The following is a 16,920-nucleotide window of genomic DNA, read 5'->3' as shown; positions in this document are numbered from 1 at the left end:
CGGCGAAACATGGTTAATCAATTATTAATTCCACCCAGTAACTTCCTCTAGTTGTTCATGAATCCCTCGATTCGTACCTCTCGATCAGTGCGGTGCCATACTGATTCGGAGGCGGACGAATGATCGTAGTGGTTGATGAAAGAGAGCTCGTTAAGGACGGCTATACGTCGCTCTTCGGGCGTGAAGGAATTCCCTCGACGGGTTTCGACCCCAGGGAGTTCGGCGAGTGGGTAAATGCGGCGGCCGATTCGGATATCGATGCCGTCGAGGCTTTCCTGATCGGTCAGGGCGACGCCACTTTCACGCTGCCGCGCGCCATCCGCGATCGGTCCATGGCTCCGGTCATTGCCGTCAGCGACACCCCCTCTCTGGAAAACACGCTTGCGCTCTTTGATTGCGGTGTCGATGACGTCGTGCGCAAGCCGGTTCACCCGCGCGAAATTCTCGCCCGCGTCGCTGCGATCCGCCGGCGCCTGAAGGCAATCACCAACTTCACCGACATCGGACCGATCCGCGTTTTCGCAGATGGCCGTGATCCGGAGATCAATGGCGAAGTCTTCGCCTTGCCGCGCCGCGAACGGCGCATTCTGGAATATTTGGTCGCAAACCGCGGCCGCCGCGTATCCAAGTCGCAGATCTTCAACGCGATCTACGGGATCTTCGACGAGGACGTCGAAGAAAACGTCGTCGAGAGCCACATCAGCAAGCTGCGCAAGAAACTGCGCAAGAAGCTCGGCTTCGACCCGATCGATTCCAAGCGTTTCCTTGGCTACTGCATCGACTGGAATTGAGCGCCACGCAGATGAGCGGGCGCCGAACCAAGACAGGTTCACGCAAGGCCCGCTTCCTAGTGTCGCCGCAACAAGGAAATGAGGATCCGATATGAGTCTCTATGGCAGCATGAGAACGGGCGTCTCCGGTATGAACGCCCAGTCCAACCGTCTGGGCACCGTCGCTGAAAACATCGCGAATGCGAACACGACGGGTTACAAGCGTGCCTCCACCGAGTTCTCGTCGATGATCCTGCCTTCGGGCGGCGGCAACTACAATTCCGGCGGTGTCGAGACCCAGGTACGCTACAGCATCTCGCAGCAGGGTGGCACGAGCTATACGACCTCGGCCAGCGACCTTGCCATCAACGGCGGCGGCTTCTTCATCGTCCAGGGCAATGGCGGCCAGAATTTTCTGACGCGCGCCGGCTCCTTCGTCCCGGACAAGGACGGCAACCTCGTCAACACCGCCGGCTACAAGCTGATGGGCTACGAATACAAGGCCGGCGCCGACCCGACGGTCGTCGTCAACGGCTTCGACGGCCTGACGGAAGTCAAGCTCAAGGACGAGGGCCTTGTCGCCTCGGGTTCGACCAAGGGCGCGATGGAAGCGAACCTTCCGTCGGGTGCTGCGGTCGGCGACGAATCGAAAACGTCGCTCGTCGTCTATGACAGTCAGGGCAACACCCGCATCCTCGATTTCGTCTACGAGAAGACGGGCCCGAACGCCTGGTCTCTCGAAGTCCGYGACCGCGACACCTACGCCGCCGGTCCTCCGGCGACCGGTGTACTCGGCACGCAGACGATGACTTTCGATGCGGCCGGCAAGCGCATCGGCGCAACGCCAGCGACTTTGACGACATCGGCTATCACAGGTCTACCCGGCACGGGCGCCAACCTCGGTGCGCTGACGATTGACACGGCGAAGACGACCCAGCTCGGCGGCGATTTCACCAGCAGCGGCGGCGGCATCGACGGCAGCAAGCCGAGCAAGATGTCGGGCTTCGAGATCGACAAGGAAGGCATCGTCTACGTCAAGTACGGCGACGGCAACCTCATTCCGAAGTTCCGCATTGCACTGGCGACTGTCCAGAGCCCGGACAAGCTTCTGCCGGAGTCGGGCAACGTCTACTCGCAGGGTACGGATTCCGGCGTCATCGTCACCGGCTTCGCGGGCTCCGGCGCCTTCGGCAACATCCAGTCCAAGGCGCTTGAGAACTCCAACGTCGACATCGCCAACGAACTGACCTCGATGATCGAGGCACAGCGCAACTATACGGCAAACTCCAAGGTGTTCCAGACTGCCTCGGACCTGCTTGACGTCCTCGTCAACCTGAAACGGTAATTGAAAGAGATACGGTCCGCGTCATGTCGCTGTCCTCCGCAATATCCATCGCACAGCAGGCCTTCAGCAACACGGCGCAGCAGACCGCGACCGTGTCGAAGAACATCGCGAATGCGGGCAATGCGGATTATTCGCGTCGTCTCGCGCTCCTAGGCAGCACTCCGAACGGTGCGCAGGTCGTATCCATTTACCGGGCTCAAAACGAGGCGCTGCTCAAGCAGAGCATCGCCAGCATCGGCGAAGCATCGGGCCAGGCCCGGCTTCGCGACGGGCTGGAACTGCTGAAGTCGGCGCTCGGCGGCAACAATTATGAGACCGCGCCGTCGAAGCTGCTGTCCGATTTCCGCAACAGCCTGCAGACCCTGGCTGCAACGCCCGGGAACAAGACGATCGCCGCGACGGCGGTTTCCGATGCGCAGGATCTCGCAGACTCGCTGAACAAGACCTCCGCCACGGTGCAGGATCTGCGCAAGGATGCCGACAAGGAAATCGCAATCGAGGTCGACAAGCTGAACAGCCTGCTGGCCGACTTCGAAAAGGCCAACAACGCCGTCAAGTCGGCGACGGCCCAGGGCGGCGACGCCAGCGACGCGCTCGACCAGCGCGACAAGATCCTGAAGCAGGTTTCGGAGATCATCGGCATCTCCACCGTCACGCGCGGCAACAGCGATACGGTGATCTTCACCACCGACGGCACGGTGCTTTTCGAGAACATTCCGCGTCAGGTGACGTTTGCCCCGACGACGACGTTCGACGCGACCGTTACCGGCAACAAGATCTTCGTCGATGGCGTGCCGATCGCCGCCGGAACCGGTGCGGACACGACCGCCAAGGGCAAGCTCGCAAGCCTGGTGCAGCTGCGCGACGACATTGCGCCGAAGTTCCAGTCGCAGCTCGACGAGATCGCACGCGGCCTGGTCGAGCTCTTCAAGGAAGGCAACCCGCCGGCAATTCCCTATCAGCCCGGCCTGTTCACCTGGGGAAGCGCCGGTGTCCCGCCAACGGGTACGGTCGTGCCCGGCCTGGCGTCGAAGATTACCGTCAACGCCATGGCAAAGGCGAACCCGCTGCTGCTGCGTGACGGCGGTTTCAATGGCGTGGTCTCCAACCCGGGTGGCGCCGCAGATCCCAGCCCCGGCTATACCGCGCTGCTCGACGGCTTCATCAACAAGATGGGCGAGAACATGTCGTTCGACCCGTCGACGGGCCTCGACAGCAACAGCAGCTTGCTGAATTTCTCGACCGGTTCGGTCGGCTGGCTGGAACAGACGCGCAAGACGGCCTCGACCGCTGACGACAACAAGCAGGCAATGCTCGCCCGCACCCAGGAAGCGCTCAGCAAGCAGACGGGCGTCAGCATCGACGAGGAACTGTCGCTGCTGCTCGATCTCGAACAATCCTACAAAGCATCGGCCAAGCTGGTCAGTACCGTGGATGCCATGATGGCAGCCCTTATGGAAGCCGTGAGGTAATCATGAAGACGTCCTACGTTTCTAATCTGGCGATCCAGAGCGCAATGCGCCTGACGATCCAGCAGAACCAGTCCGAACTGCTGAAGCTGACCCAGGAGCAGACCACCGGCCGCCACTATGACGTCGGCCTGGCACTTGGTGCGACGGCGTCGCGTTCGCTCAACCTCCAGCGCGAGCTGGACCGGCTGAACTCGATGAAGAGCACGAACTCGGTCGTGACCCAGCGCCTCTCCGGTTCGCAGGGCGCGCTCGAGACCATGGCGAAGGCCGCGGAAAAGGTGCGCGACACGCTCGTCACCTACAAGGGCAACGATGCGGCCAGCCAGTTGAAGATCCAGAAGACCGAGATCATGGGCGCGCTGCAGACCTTCACGGCTGCCGCCAATACCTCCTTCAACGGCGAGTTCCTGTTTTCGGGCATCAACACCGATGCCAAGCCGGTTGCCGACTACGACACGACACCGCTGTCTGCTGCCAAGACTGCATTCGATAACGCCCTTTCGACCTTCATGGCCGCACAGGTTCCGCCGCTGACCGGCATGGACCAGTTCTCGGTCACGCAGATGCAGGACTTCATCAAGAACACGGTCGAACCGATGTTCACCGGGTCGGACTGGGATGCCAACTGGTCCGACGCGTCGAACCAGAACATGACGAGCCGGATCAGCGCCAGCGAAGTCATCGAAAGCTCGACCAACGCCAATACCAAGGGTTTCCGGATGTTCGCGATGGCAAGCGTGATTGCCGCTGAACTGATGGACAAGAACGTGACGCCCGAGGTGCGCTCGGCCATTGGCGTCGCCGCCCTCGACTACGTGGAACAGGGGATCGCCGGGCTCAACGCGGAGCGCAGCTCGCTCGGTATCTCCGAAGCGCGCGTCAAGAAGGCGAACACCTCCATCGATGCGCAGCTCAAGCTCGTCAACACGCATGTCGCCGACATCGAAGGCGTCGATCCCATCGAGACATCGACCCGGATCAACACGCTAAAGGTGCAATTGGAAACCTCCTATACACTAACGTCGCGACTACAGCAGATGAGCTTGCTCAATTTCCTCTAGTATGGGGAACCGGACAAACATGAAGGATGTCTGAATGTACCAGTTTTCCTATGCCGAGATCATGGAGGACGGCGTTGCCGACTCCAAAAATCGAGAACGGCAGGTACTCGATCGCTCGATCGCGCTCATGGAAGCAGCGAAACAGCAGAAAGGGTACTCGAGAGAGGCCATCGAGGCCATCTACTTCACCCGACGCCTGTGGATCCGTTTCATCGAGGATCTGCGTGCTCCGGAGAACCAGCTCAACGAAGAGCTGCGCGCCAATCTGATTTCGATCGCCATCTGGATACTCAATGAAACGGAGAAGATCCGCAAACGCGAATCCTCCAACTTCCAGGGCATAATTGACATTACCACCATCATCAGGGATGGACTGAAATGAAGAGCACACTGCGTATTTCGCTGAAGTCGGGCGAACGGATCTTTGTTAACGGCGCGGTGCTTCGCGTGGATCGCAAGGTTGCCGTCGAATTCCTGAACGACGTGACCTTCCTGCTCGAAAACCACGTGCTGCAGCCGGAAGACGCGACCACGCCGCTGAAGCAGCTCTACTTCATCGCGCAGATGATCCTCATCAATCCGGAAGGTGCGGAACAGTCGACCGCCATGTTCCGCAAGTCGATCGTCATGCTGCTGAACTGCTTCAAGAACGAAGAGATCCTTGCCGAACTGAAGCGCGTCGACGGTCTTGTGACCAACGGCCGCGCCTTCGAGGCGCTGAAAGCGATCCGCGGCCTGTACGCGATTGAAGACCGCATCCTCAACACACAGGAAATCACGCCGGCTACGGTCGAGCAGATTCGCAAGGAGATCGCACCGTGGCGGTAGGCGGCGTCAACAACAACAGCTACACCCCGATCGTTTCGGGTCAGGATTCGTCCAATGACGCCAGCAAGGCGTCGCTCAACTACGAAAGCTTCCTGAAGCTCCTGGTCGCCCAGATGAAGAATCAGGATCCGACGCAGCCAATGGACGCGACGCAGCAGATCGCCCAGCTTGCGACCTTTTCGCAGGTGGAACAGACGATCAAGACGAACAAGAACCTCGAAAGCCTTCTGCAGCGTACCTCGCTCAGCGAAGCGGACGCCGTCATCGGACGCACTGTCACCAGCGAAGACGGCAAGACCACTGGCGTGGTTAAGGAAGTGAAACTATACTCTGACGGAATCATTGCGGTGCTCGATAGTGGCAAGGAGCTCATTATCGGCCCGGGCGTCAAGGTGAAGTGACACAGTCATGAATGAGGCGGATGCCCTCGATATCGTACAGGCCGCGATCTGGACCGTGATCGTGGCCTCGGGCCCCGCCGTTCTCGCCGCCATGATTGTCGGCGTCGTCATCGCCTTCATTCAGGCGCTGACCCAGGTGCAGGAAATGACCCTCACCTTCGTCCCGAAGATCCTTGCGGTCATGATTACCGTTGCGGTGTCCGCGCCCTTCATCGGCGCCCAGATTTCCATCTTCACCGACATCATCTTCTCGCGCATCCAATCCGGCTTCTGATCCGCTCTCGCCGTTGGGGCACCCGGGCGATCGCTGTGAAACCCTCGCGCAAGCTTGGGCCGCTATCTCCGTTCCTATAGTGGGGCAGCGCGTGTGAATGCTGCCTTGTTCTCATGATGAGACGGAAGAGACATGGCACAACAAGCAGCGCTGATCATCCCGAAAGTCGCACCGAAGGGCCGGGACGTCGGCTTTGCGCTCGGGATCGTGGCGATCCTGTCGATCCTCTTCCTGCCCATTCCTCCGTTCCTGATCGATATGGGACTGGCGTTTTCCATCGCCTTTTCGGTGCTGATCCTGATGGTCTCCCTGTGGATCCAGCGTCCGCTGGAATTCTCCTCGTTTCCGACCATCCTGCTGATCTCGACCATGGTGCGCCTGGCGCTGAACATCGCCACCACCCGCGTCATCCTTTCGCATGGACATGAGGGTCACGGCGCTGCCGGCGGCGTCATCTCGGGCTTTGCCAGCCTCGTCATGTCCGGCGACTTCGTCATTGGTCTGATCGTCTTCCTGATTCTGATCACCGTGAACTTCATCGTCATCACCAAGGGTGCGACGCGTATCGCCGAAGTCGGCGCGCGCTTCACCCTCGACGCGATCCCCGGCAAGCAGATGTCGATCGACGCCGACCTTTCGGCCGGCCTGATCGACGAGAAGGAAGCGCAGCGCCGGCGTCGCGAGCTGGAGGAGGAAAGCTCCTTCTACGGCGCTATGGACGGTGCCTCGAAGTTTGTGCGCGGCGATGCGATCGCCGGCCTGATCATCACTGCCATCAACATCTTCGGCGGCATCATCATCGGTTATCTCCGCCACGGCATGCCGATCGGAGAAGCGGCCGACGTCTTCGTCAAGCTTTCGGTCGGTGACGGTCTCGTCTCGCAGATCCCGGCGCTGATCGTTTCGCTGGCCGCCGGCCTGCTTGTGTCGCGTGGCGGTACTTCGGGTTCGACCGACCAGGCCGTCGTCGGCCAGCTCGGCGGCTATCCGAAGGCGCTGATGGTCGCCTCGGCACTGATCATCCTTCTGTCGGTTGTACCCGGCCTGCCGTTCCTGCCTTTCGCCGTTCTCGGCGGCGGTATGGCATTCCTGAGCTGGCTCGTGCCGCGCCAGATCGAGGCCGCCAATGCTGCCCGCCGTGCCGAGGAAGCGGCCAAGGTCCAACAGACCAAGGAAGGCGAAGCGGACTCGGTCAAGTCGGTACTGAAGACCGCCGAAATCGAACTTCTTCTCGGCAAGCAGGTCTCGACTCGCCTGCTCGGCGCACACCAGGAACTGGCCTTCCGCGTCGGCAAGATGCGCCGCAAGTTCGCCGGCCAGTACGGCCTCGTCATTCCGGAAATCAAGGTGTCCGACGACATCAGCATTCCGGACAAGGCCTACCATATCCGCATCCACGGTACGACGATCGCCTCGAATACGGTGCGTGTCGGCGAAGTTCTCGTTGTCACCGGCGGCGGCCGCCGGCCGAGCGTGCCGGGAGACGAGATCCGCGAACCCGCCTTCGGCATGCCGGCGGTGTCGATCCTCGAAACCTTCACGGAAGATCTGAAGCGCGAAGGCTTCCACCCGATCGACAACGTCTCGGTGGTGCTGACGCACTTGAGCGAAGTCATCCGCAACAACCTGCCGCACCTGCTTTCCTACAAGGACGTGAAGGTGCTGATCGAACGGCTCGATCCGGAATACCGCAAGCTCGCAGACGAGATCTGCACCTCGCACATGTCCTATTCCGGCCTGCAGGCCGTGTTGAAGCTGCTGCTTGCCGAGCGCGTCTCGATCCGCAACCTGCACCTGATCCTCGAAGCGGTTGCCGAACTCGCCCCGCATGTGCGCAAGACTGAACAGATCGTCGAGCACGTGCGCGTGCGCATGTCGCAGCAGCTGTGCGGCGACCTTGCCGACAACGGCGTCCTGCGCGTTCTGCGGCTCGGCAACAAGTGGGATATGGTTTTCCACCAGGCGCTGAAGCGCGACGCCAAGGGCGAAGTCGTCGAGTTTGACATCGACCCACGCCATCTCGAAGAATTCAGCGAACAGGCGACGAAAGTTATCCGTGAACATCTCGATCGCGGCATGCCCTTCGTGCTGGTAAGTTCGCCCGAATCCCGCTCTTATGTTCGCATGATCATCGAGCGTCTCTTTGCCACTTTGCCCGTGCTCTCGCATGTCGAGCTTGCCAAGGGCCTCGAGATCAAGATCATCGGCTCTGTTTCATGATCACCGACCCGGAGGGTACGGTGCTGGCGCTGTTCGCGGCCTTTTGCCGGATCGGCGGCTGTATCATGATCATGCCGGGGTTTTCGACGGCGCGCATTCCCATGCAGGTCCGGCTGTTCATCGCGGTGGCGATATCCATGGCGATCCTGCCGGTGATGTGGACCGATATCTATCCGCAGGTGACCGGCAAGGGGCACACCTATATCTACCTGATCGCAGCCGAGACCCTGGTTGGCGTCGTCATGGGCCTTGTTGCCCGCTACTATGTTCTGGGCCTGCAATTCGCCGGCTCGGCGATCACGATGCTGATGGGCTTCAGCCCTCCGCCCTCGTCTGATGTGCTTGAAGACACGCCGGAAAACCAGCTGACGAGCCTGATCAGCTTTGCCGGGCTGATGGTGCTCTTCATGCTCGACTTCCATCATGTGATGTTCGAGGCGATCGTCCAGTCCTATCGCGCCATGCCGATCGGCACGGCCTTCGACCCCCAGGGCGTTCTGATTACGCTCACGGATTCGCTGACGCAGACCTTCATGATCATGCTGAGGCTCGCCAGCCCCTTCATCATCTATGGCCTGCTTTTCAACGTTGCGATCGGCATGGTGAACAAGCTCGCGCCGCAGATTCCGATCTACTTTATCTCGCAGCCCTATCTGATCATGGGCGGCATGTTCCTGCTTTATCTCGGGATCGCCGCAATGCTGCGCCTGTTCGGCGATGGTTTCGCGCCGGTCATGCAGGGAGGATAGCCGGATGAAGACGCGTTCGCAGAAGCTGAAGCGCCTGGTGGCCGTCCAGCGCCATCTCGAGCAGATGGCGGAGGCCGACTATGTCGAGATGGTGCGCCAGCGCGAGGTTCTGGCCGACACGATCGATGTCGTCGTCGATGCCATGGGCTCGGCCCATCCGATGCACCGCATGTTCTCCGGCCACTACTCCTCTCAGGTGGGGCGTTTGGTGCAGAAGGATCAGATGTTGCACGGCATCCAGCAGACGCACGAAGCGCGCATGCTGAGGGAACGGGCAAAGGCCGACCGGCTCGAGGAAAACATGAAGGAGGCCCGGCAGTCCGAGGACCGCGAAGAGGCCGACAACGCCATCTACGACCTGATCGATCAACATGTTACCGGGCAGGCGCCAGCTTCCCGTAAGGTTGACGGGCGATAGTACGTCATCCGGGGATGCTCCGACGATGGAGCGATGCCGGTCCGACTATTGCCTTTATGCACCGACCTTGGTCGCTGCAGGCTCGATTTGAGAGGATTCGTCATGGCCATCTCTCCGCCCAGCGATCTGGTGATGGATGTCGTGCGCGCCGCCGACCCGACCGAAGTGCAGGAAGCGCAGGCGCGGCTGAAGGCCAACCGTGCCGCCTTCCAGGCGACGAGCCTTGCGGAAAACGGCAACGGCTTCACCGCCGCCGTCAACATCCTCAATTCGTCCGAAGGGTCGACCGGGCTTGGCAATATCAACAACCGCGTCGAGCATAAGAAGATCCCTGAAACCTATCGCAAGTTCGAGGCCATGGTGCTGCAGAACTTCGTGAAGTCGATGTTGCCGACCGACAGCGAGAACGTGTTCGGCAAGGGCAACGCTGGCGATATCTGGAAGAGCATGATGGCCGAGCAGATCGGCGACGTGATTTCGAAGAGCGGCGGCATCGGCATTGCCGAACAGCTGGCGAGCGGCAGCGCGACCGATCGGGTCCAGGCTTCACTCGACGGCAACAGCCGGAACCTCGCCGCAAGCCTCGTGCAGGAATACGAGCGCAAGACGCTGACCGGCTTTACGACTGACGACGACAAGAACAAGCAAGTCTAGAGCGCGATGCGGAAAAGTGTAGGCGATCTTCCGCCCGCATCCCGCTCTAATTCATAGGAATCGATCGCGTTTGTGATCCTGGGTCGATCCGACCCAAAATCGCCGTGATCCAATTGGGAGTTGATTGATGGAAGCTGTGGCATCCAATGACGTCCGGATCCAGAACGTGCTCGGGCGACTGGAAATGATCCTCGACAACGAGAACAGCCGCATCGGTACCGACCCGGAATTCGATATCAAGACGTCGAACGCACACAAGAGCCGTTGCCTCTACGAACTGACGATGTTGCATCGCGACATGCAGCCGGGCGAGCCGTCGGCGACGTTCTCCTCGCACGCACGTCATCTGCGTGACAAGCTCGCGATCAACTCGCAGAAGGTGGAAGCCCATCTCGAAGCGGTACGCTCCGTCGTCGATCTCCTGAAGACGGCCGCACAGGATGCCGATGCTGACGGCATCTATTCCGAAGCGCAGTTCCGCTATAGCGATTTCTGATGCTGAAGCTCATTCTCACCGGGGTCTGGGTTTGCGCGGTTACGCTCGGATCCGTCTATTTCTCGATGCAAAGCGCTTCGGCGCCCGCCGTCCCGGACGGCGAGGCTGCCCGGCGCGCATCGGAGCAATATGTTCCCGGTGAGATGATCACCATTCCGGTGATCAACGAAGGCTCCGTTCAGGGCTATTTCCTCACGAAGCTCTCCTTCTCCGCGACCAAGGAGGGGATCAACAACCTTCGTGCGCCGCTCCGCCAGATGGTTACCGACGAGCTTTATGATCTGCTCGTCGGCTCCAGGTTCATCGATGTTGCCGATACCGGCACCTTCGATCTGCCAACCTTCAAGACCACGGTGAAGGATGGCCTGAACAAGAAGCTCGGCGGAGAGGTGATTACCGAGGTGCTCGTCGAGCAGCTGGAATACCTCACCAAGGATGACGTCAAGCGCGTCGCCAACAGCCAGAACGTGCCACGCCAGAAGCCGGTTCCGATCGTCGACAAGAACGGCAATGTCGCCAGCGACAAACTGCCGGAAGGCGCCGTCAAGGCAAGCAGCTCGCACTGACCGGATAAAGAAGCGAGCGCCTCTCCGCTCGCTTCCCGCATTCGATCATCTCAACTTGACGTCACGCAATTCTGGACGGAAACGCGCTTTTCGGAACGCCCGCCGCCGTCAGTTTTTCTCAGGCGTGCGGTACTGTTCGTTGACGAGGCCGAACTCAGCCATCAACCGGCCGATCGCCACGTAGAAGTGGTAAAGCCCGGCGCTTGCCAGCCCGCTCTTGCTCCACAGTTCGATGCCGCGCGGGATCGACGCACCGAGCAGCGCCAGCGATTTGCCGAAGGTCCTCATCCGCCCGCCGAAGCTCGGGTCGCGTCGATGCTCCAGCATCGTCGAGATTGCGCCGTTGCGCAGGCTCCGAGCCCGGATCCAGGATGCGCTGGTGCGGCGCGCCGGCACTGTCTCGGCGACCCAGGCATCCGCTGCCCAGGCAAAACAGAACCCCTGTTCCTTGCTGCGGCTGTAGAAATCCGCATCGCCGCCGCCGATGAAGTTGAATGCCGGGTCCAGGAACGGCTGCGGCATCGCGTCGAGCACCGATCGGCTAACGAGCACATTGCCGGAGGAATAAAGGATAGGCACGGGTCCCGTCGTGTCATAATGAGGCGTAAAGACCGGATGGCGTTTCCATTTCTGCCCGCCGTCGCCCTCGAAGACCGGGAGCTGCGGCCCGCCGACCATGTCGGCACCGGTCGTTTCCTGTACCGTGATGAGGCAATCGAGCCATTCGGGGGCTGCGACCTCGTCGTCGTCGATGATCGCGATTGCCTTGAGGTTTGGATAGGTTTCGAGCGCCATCGACCAGCCGGCATTGTAGGCATGGCAGTTGCCACGTTGATGCGCGACGATGACGATCGATTCCGATGGATGACCCAGGAAGAAGTCCTTGGCGGCCTGAGCGCCGGCCAGTCCCTCGTTGTCATTCTCCACGACAACCGTGGCGAATGAGATGTCAGGCCTTTGGGAAACAATGGTTTTCAGCGTCTTGACGACATGCTCCGGCCGACGGAACGTCGGCAGCACGACGACGAGGTCGATGTCGCCGGCATCTTCCAGTTCTGTCCGGAAGTAGACGGAAATATCCTGGCCGGTCGACGTCATGGCGAAACCTGTGCAAGCAAAATTGACGCGCAATACAACAAATCTTCCTAAACAGATGCTGAACCCGGACGGCAGATTTTGAAAGGGGGCTTTAAGTGCTCTTTCACCCCATGCTGTTAAAGAGGGGGCCAGCTCCATTCATGACGTGTGGCAAAATGCATCTTGTCCTGGTTTCCTCGCTCGTTCCCGTCGCCAATCCGGCGTCCGGCTTCGACATCGCCAACCGGGCCGTGCTCGACGGCTTGCGCGCACTCGGCCACCGGGTCAGCGTGATAGGTTTTCTCCAGCCCGGACGTACGCCGGCGCTCGATTGCGAGATGCATCTGCTCGGCGAGCTCGAGGTCACCAACGCGAAGGTCGGTACGCTCCAGAAGCTGCGCTGGCTCGGGACCGCTTTCCTCAACCGCACGTCGGTTTCATCCGGCAAGATGCTTACGGCAAGAGCGAACCGGATCCAGTCGATCCTCGACAGCCTTGCCCCGTTCGATGGGCTGGTGCTCAACTCGGTGCAATTGCCGGCCGCCTTCGCGCAGGTCTTCAGGCCCTATCCGTCGGTCTATGTTGCCCACAATGTCGAAGCAGATTCCGCCTTCGAGAGTGCAGAGCGGGCAAATGGCACCCTTGAGCGCTTCCTCTTCCGGCGTGAAGCGCAATATCTCGAATACTACGAACAGCACCTGGCGCAGAATGCGGTAGCCGTCTGGACCTTCGCCGAAGCGGATCGTTTCGGTTTCGGCCGCGCCGTCAGTGAGCGGGCCTTCGTGCTGCCGCTGGTCACGGGTTGGGACGCGCCGGTGGCCCCGACCGGCGACCATGACCAGGACCTCCGCCACGATCTCGGGCTGATCGGCACGTGGAGCTGGCGGCCGAACAGGCTGGGCCTCGACTGGTTCCTCACAGAGGTCGTTCCACATCTGCCGGAGGACATGACGATCGCGATCGCCGGTCAGATGGACGGGATGCCAACGGTCTCCCATCCCGGCGTCCGCTTCGTCGGGCGGGTACCGGACGCGCGCGCTTTCGTTGCGCAAAGTGCGATCATCCCGCTGATCAGCCGCGGCGGCACCGGCGTGCAGCTGAAGAGCCTCGAGACCTTTGAGCTCGGCATGCCCTGCGTGGCGACACAGGCGTCGTTGCGCGGCATCGAAGCCATTCCCGACAATTGCTCCGCTGCCGACGACCCCGCGGAAATTGCACGCCTTTTGGTCGAAAAGGTCGCAAAGGTGCGCGCCGGCGACCGTCAAAGGCTAGACGGCTCGGCCTTCCATCGCGCCCAGAAAGTGCGGCTGATGCGGGTGATGCGCAACGTGCTGGCGGGCTTTGCGCCGGCGAGCGTGGCAGAGGGGCCGTCACCGCCGCCGGATTTGACGATCCATGAAGGGGGACGGTCGTGAGCAAGGCCGTTGCCGCAAACAACGTCCCTCTGTCGCGACGTCTGATCCTCGGAATGCCCGTGGTCGATCTCGGCTGGGCAAAGGCTTTCGCCTTTGCTGCCGAGGCGCTTTCGCGGCCAGGCGGGCAAACGATCCTTGCCTTCCTCAATGCCAACAATGCCAACCTGATGATGCGCGACGGTGAATACCGTGCGGCGCTGGCGCGCCAGGTCGTCTTTCCGGATGGGCATGGCGTCGATATTGCCTCCTATCTTTTTTATGGGCGCATGTTTCCTGCCAATCTCAATGGCACGGACTTCGTGCCGGCACTGCTGACCTATGTTGAAAGGCCGCTGCGCATCGCGATGATCGGCGCGCGGCCCAAGGTACTCGCGCGTGCCGCCGAGAATTTTCGCGAGCATGCGCCGTGGCACGAGTTCCTGCCGGTTTCGGATGGTTTTTTCGACCGGGAACAATCCCGGGAGGTTCTCGCTGAAGTCCGCGCGTTGAAGGCCGATATCCTTTTGGTTGCCATGGGCAGTCCGGGCCAGGAGAAATGGGTCGATGCCCATGTCGGCCCCCAGGATGCTCGGCTCGTCATCACTGTCGGCGCACTCTTCGACTTCGTCGCCGAGGAGTTTCCGCGGGCGCCGAAGTTCCTGCGCCGGCTGCGGTTGGAGTGGTTCTTCCGCCTGGCGATGGAACCACGGCGCATGTGGCGCCGCTACGTGCTCGGAAACCCGCTTTTCCTGTGCCATGTGCTCTGGCACAAACTGTCGGGACGTTCGCGCGAGGCGATCGCCGACACCAGCCTTCGGACGGGAACATCGTGAACGGTCAGACGATGCGCACTGCAGTTGTCACGGCATCCTATGCCAACGATTTCGAACGCTGCCGGCTCATGTGCGAAAGCATGGACCGCAAGCTTCAGGGCGACTGGAAGCACTATCTGCTGGTCGCCGATTTCGACGTTGCGCTCTTCCGTCAGCTGGAGGGATCGCGGCGCGTGGTCGTCAGCGAGCGCGACCTTCTTCCCTGGTGGCTGCATCCGATTACGGATCCGCTGTCGGCCGGTCGCAGAAAGGTGTGGCTCAGCCCCTTCGGTCTGCCGCTCCGCGGCTGGCATGCACAGCAGCTTCGGCGCCTGGCGCTCGCGCGGCACATCGATGAGGCCGCAATGTTCGCGGTCGACTCCGATGTCGTCTTCCTGCGCGTCTTCGATCCTGCCAGTCTGTGGCAGGGAGAGCGGCTGACGCTCTACCGCAAGGACGGCGCGATCGACGCGCAGATGCGCTCCAACCACCTCGAATGGCTCGCCCATTCCGACCGGCTTCTCGGCATCGGCCCCTATCGCCTGCCGGCCAACGACTACATCAACACGCTGATCGCCTGGCGCACGGACAGCTGCCGGAAGCTGCTGGATCACATCGAAGCGCAGCACGGCCGGAATTGGGCGCGGGCAATCACACGCACGCGCGCCTTCTCCGAATGCACGATCTATGGCCGTTTCGTCGATGAGGTTCTCGGCGGGGAGGGGCATGTTCCTTCCGAGGCGGCGCTCTGCCACGTGCTCTGGTTCGAAGACAGTTACAGGCAGGATCTTTCCGGCCTCAGGGACTTCCTGAGGGATATGGAGCCCCATCAGATCGGCATCGGCGTGCAGTCCTTCGTCGGCCACGACCTCGACGACATCCGGCGGGCGATCGTCGAACTCGCCGCCTGAGGGCCGGCCATCGTCAGATGACGCGTTCGGCGGGCTTTCTCAGGGCCGTATAGGTCAGCACGAAAGACAGAGTGTAGAGCGCGAAGAAGATCGCGTTGAGCGAAGGTGCCCATGCGGCGACATCCGTCGTTGTGCGCAGCAACAGCACCAGCAGCCCCACCTTGAACACGCCGGCAATCAAAAGGTTGAGCATGCGCCGCACCGTCCGTCCCGTCGCATAGAGCAGCTCGGAGTGGTACTCGATCAGGTTGCGGAACGAGGGAACGAGAAGGATCATCGCGACGATCGGGGCGGCCGCCGAAACGTTGCGTCCAAGGCCGTTCGGGAAGATCCAGAGGTAGGCAGCCATCGCGGCGATGGCTGCGAACGAGGCTAGTGCGACCAGCAGCTCGATCGACAATCTGGTGCGCCAGCGCGCGATCGACCCGGGTGTGCGCATGATGCGCTGGACGAGCAGCGTGTTGAACGATCGCACCGGCAGCGCGGTCAGGTCCGCCAGCCGCATCAGGATGGCATAGAGGCCGGAGACCGCCGGGCCGCCGATGGCAAGCACCGCGATCTTGTCGAACTCCGACTGGATGTAGAACAGCACCTCGGCACCGGCGACGGATACGGAATCCGCCCAGCGCCGGTAGTAGAGCCGGGGCTGCCAGCGCAGGCGGACACGGGGGTAGAACCAGTAGAGCGCGACGATGAGGCCGAGTGCATTTGCAACCAGGTAGAAGTAGGACCAGGCCTCGAGCGTCTTTAAGGATAGAAGTGCAAAGAGCAGCGCCGCGCCGGTACGGATCGCTGTGCCGATGACCACGAGCAGCGCTCCGCGCCCGAAACGACCTAGGCCGTTGAGCACGATGACGGCGGTTTCCAATCCGCGCCAGCAGATGATTTCAGCCAGCATGAAGGCAGAAAATGCGCTCGCCGTCATGTCCCGGGAAAAGAGCACGATGAAGGTGACGGCGCAGATGACGGCGATCAACGGCAGCGACAGCACCGCGCCGACCAGAAAGCCGGCACTGTAAGTCCCGACCAGCAGGGGTTTCACAGTCGCGACCCGATAGAGCGGCGACATGAAGCCGAAGGCGAGCACACGCGAGATCATGATGCCGGCGGCCGATGCTGTGGCGAACAATCCGAAGTCGGCGATGGCAAGCGTGTTTGCGACGGCGATGAAATAGACGAGCGACAGCACGAGCCGCCCTGCCGAACCTCCGGTCATGGAGAGGTAGGCGTGGATCAGCGCCTGGTGGCGGAGATAAAGCGCTTTGACGCGATGAGGCACGGCCGGCATCCCGATAGGCGTTTTCCTTCGAGGCCGACGGAAGCGCTCTATCTCCTTGTTTTCACGCGGTTCCAAGCGCAGGGCATGCTACCCATTCCGCAGGAATTGCTCTTGCCTTACCTCATAGACGGGAAAGCTTAATAAGGCATGAGATCGGTGCGTTTGCATGCATGCGCGCACGGAAGTTAACTAT

The 16,920-nt window shown here is 61.1% G+C and carries 19 protein-coding genes; 17 read left to right on the top strand and 2 right to left on the bottom strand.

Annotation, left to right across the window (positions count from 1 at the left end):
- Positions 1-119 precede the first annotated feature (119 nt).
- From rem to AB4Z53_RS02315, 14 genes are all read left to right on the top strand, one after another.
- The gene (rem, locus tag AB4Z53_RS02380; protein WP_113536416.1) at positions 120-791 is read left to right on the top strand and encodes a transcriptional activator Rem; all 672 of its coding nucleotides are present in this window, start codon (positions 120-122) and stop codon (positions 789-791) included.
- Positions 792-882: 91 nt separating this feature from the next.
- Entirely contained in the window at positions 883-2,115 is a 1,233-nt protein-coding gene (locus AB4Z53_RS02375) for a flagellar hook protein FlgE (RefSeq protein ID WP_113536415.1), read from the top strand.
- Between the two features lie 23 nt (positions 2,116-2,138).
- Positions 2,139-3,587 carry a flagellar hook-associated protein FlgK gene (gene flgK / locus AB4Z53_RS02370; RefSeq protein WP_113536414.1) on the top strand — a complete coding sequence of 483 codons (1,449 nt, stop codon included), beginning with the start codon at positions 2,139-2,141 and terminating at the stop codon, positions 3,585-3,587.
- 2 nt (positions 3,588-3,589) lie between these two features.
- Entirely contained in the window at positions 3,590-4,648 is a 1,059-nt protein-coding gene (locus AB4Z53_RS02365) for a flagellar hook-associated family protein (protein WP_441594477.1), read from the top strand.
- A 34-nt stretch (positions 4,649-4,682) separates the two neighbouring features.
- A complete protein-coding gene (gene flaF, locus AB4Z53_RS02360; protein WP_034800744.1) occupies positions 4,683-5,030 on the top strand; it encodes a flagellar biosynthesis regulator FlaF in 348 nt (115 codons plus the stop codon).
- Complete coding sequence (flbT, locus tag AB4Z53_RS02355; RefSeq protein ID WP_034800746.1) at positions 5,027-5,476, top strand: flagellar biosynthesis repressor FlbT; 450 nt, start codon at positions 5,027-5,029, stop codon at positions 5,474-5,476. The genes flaF and flbT overlap by 4 nt, the downstream gene beginning before the upstream one ends.
- The gene (flgD, locus tag AB4Z53_RS02350) at positions 5,467-5,877 is read left to right on the top strand and encodes a flagellar hook assembly protein FlgD (protein ID WP_113536411.1); all 411 of its coding nucleotides are present in this window, start codon (positions 5,467-5,469) and stop codon (positions 5,875-5,877) included. The genes flbT and flgD overlap by 10 nt, the downstream gene beginning before the upstream one ends.
- 7 nt (positions 5,878-5,884) lie before the next feature.
- Entirely contained in the window at positions 5,885-6,151 is a 267-nt protein-coding gene (gene fliQ, locus AB4Z53_RS02345) for a flagellar biosynthesis protein FliQ (RefSeq protein WP_043624946.1), read from the top strand.
- 132 nt (positions 6,152-6,283) lie between these two features.
- Positions 6,284-8,371 carry a flagellar biosynthesis protein FlhA gene (gene flhA / locus AB4Z53_RS02340; RefSeq protein WP_113536410.1) on the top strand — a complete coding sequence of 696 codons (2,088 nt, stop codon included), beginning with the start codon at positions 6,284-6,286 and terminating at the stop codon, positions 8,369-8,371.
- On the top strand, positions 8,368-9,120 hold the full coding sequence (gene fliR / locus AB4Z53_RS02335) for a flagellar biosynthetic protein FliR (RefSeq protein WP_113536409.1): 753 nt from the start codon (positions 8,368-8,370) through the stop codon (positions 9,118-9,120). The genes flhA and fliR overlap by 4 nt, the downstream gene beginning before the upstream one ends.
- A gap of 4 nt (positions 9,121-9,124) precedes the next feature.
- A complete protein-coding gene (locus AB4Z53_RS02330; protein ID WP_113536408.1) occupies positions 9,125-9,538 on the top strand; it encodes a hypothetical protein in 414 nt (137 codons plus the stop codon).
- 102 nt (positions 9,539-9,640) lie between these two features.
- Positions 9,641-10,192, top strand: a complete 552-nt coding sequence (locus AB4Z53_RS02325) for a rod-binding protein (RefSeq protein ID WP_441594474.1) — start codon at positions 9,641-9,643, stop codon at positions 10,190-10,192.
- A gap of 127 nt (positions 10,193-10,319) precedes the next feature.
- Positions 10,320-10,688 carry a hypothetical protein gene (locus tag AB4Z53_RS02320; RefSeq protein WP_441594473.1) on the top strand — a complete coding sequence of 123 codons (369 nt, stop codon included), beginning with the start codon at positions 10,320-10,322 and terminating at the stop codon, positions 10,686-10,688.
- Positions 10,688-11,254, top strand: a complete 567-nt coding sequence (locus tag AB4Z53_RS02315) for a hypothetical protein (RefSeq protein WP_441594471.1) — start codon at positions 10,688-10,690, stop codon at positions 11,252-11,254. Before AB4Z53_RS02320 ends, AB4Z53_RS02315 begins: the two co-directional genes overlap by 1 nt.
- 108 nt (positions 11,255-11,362) lie before the next feature.
- On the opposite strand, the gene AB4Z53_RS02310 is transcribed toward AB4Z53_RS02315, so the two are convergent.
- Positions 11,363-12,352: a glycosyltransferase family 2 protein gene (locus AB4Z53_RS02310; protein ID WP_441594469.1), complete on the bottom strand. Its 990-nt coding sequence runs from the start codon at positions 12,350-12,352 to the stop codon at positions 11,363-11,365.
- Between the two features lie 155 nt (positions 12,353-12,507).
- Here AB4Z53_RS02310 and AB4Z53_RS02305 point away from each other — a divergent pair, with 155 nt between their 5' ends.
- The 3 genes from AB4Z53_RS02305 to AB4Z53_RS02295 are packed head-to-tail and all read left to right on the top strand — an operon-like array spanning position 12,508 to position 15,448.
- On the top strand, positions 12,508-13,746 hold the full coding sequence (locus tag AB4Z53_RS02305) for a glycosyltransferase (RefSeq protein WP_441594467.1): 1,239 nt from the start codon (positions 12,508-12,510) through the stop codon (positions 13,744-13,746).
- Positions 13,743-14,558: a WecB/TagA/CpsF family glycosyltransferase gene (locus tag AB4Z53_RS02300; RefSeq protein ID WP_441594465.1), complete on the top strand. Its 816-nt coding sequence runs from the start codon at positions 13,743-13,745 to the stop codon at positions 14,556-14,558. Before AB4Z53_RS02305 ends, AB4Z53_RS02300 begins: the two co-directional genes overlap by 4 nt.
- An 11-nt stretch (positions 14,559-14,569) precedes the next feature.
- Positions 14,570-15,448, top strand: coding sequence for a DUF6492 family protein (locus AB4Z53_RS02295; RefSeq protein WP_113536753.1), 879 nt, complete (start codon positions 14,570-14,572; stop codon positions 15,446-15,448).
- 13 nt (positions 15,449-15,461) lie between these two features.
- Here AB4Z53_RS02295 and AB4Z53_RS02290 read toward each other — a convergent pair whose 3' ends face one another.
- A complete protein-coding gene (locus AB4Z53_RS02290) occupies positions 15,462-16,736 on the bottom strand; it encodes a lipopolysaccharide biosynthesis protein (protein ID WP_441594463.1) in 1,275 nt (424 codons plus the stop codon).
- Between the last annotated feature and the right edge of the window lie 184 nt (positions 16,737-16,920).

This window comes from Ensifer sp. 2TAB8 (assembly GCF_052115125.1).
Taxonomy (GTDB): Bacteria; Pseudomonadota; Alphaproteobacteria; order Rhizobiales; family Rhizobiaceae; genus Ensifer.
The sequence above is the reverse complement of the archived record's forward strand: the minus strand, read 5'-3'. Positions and strand labels throughout refer to the sequence as shown.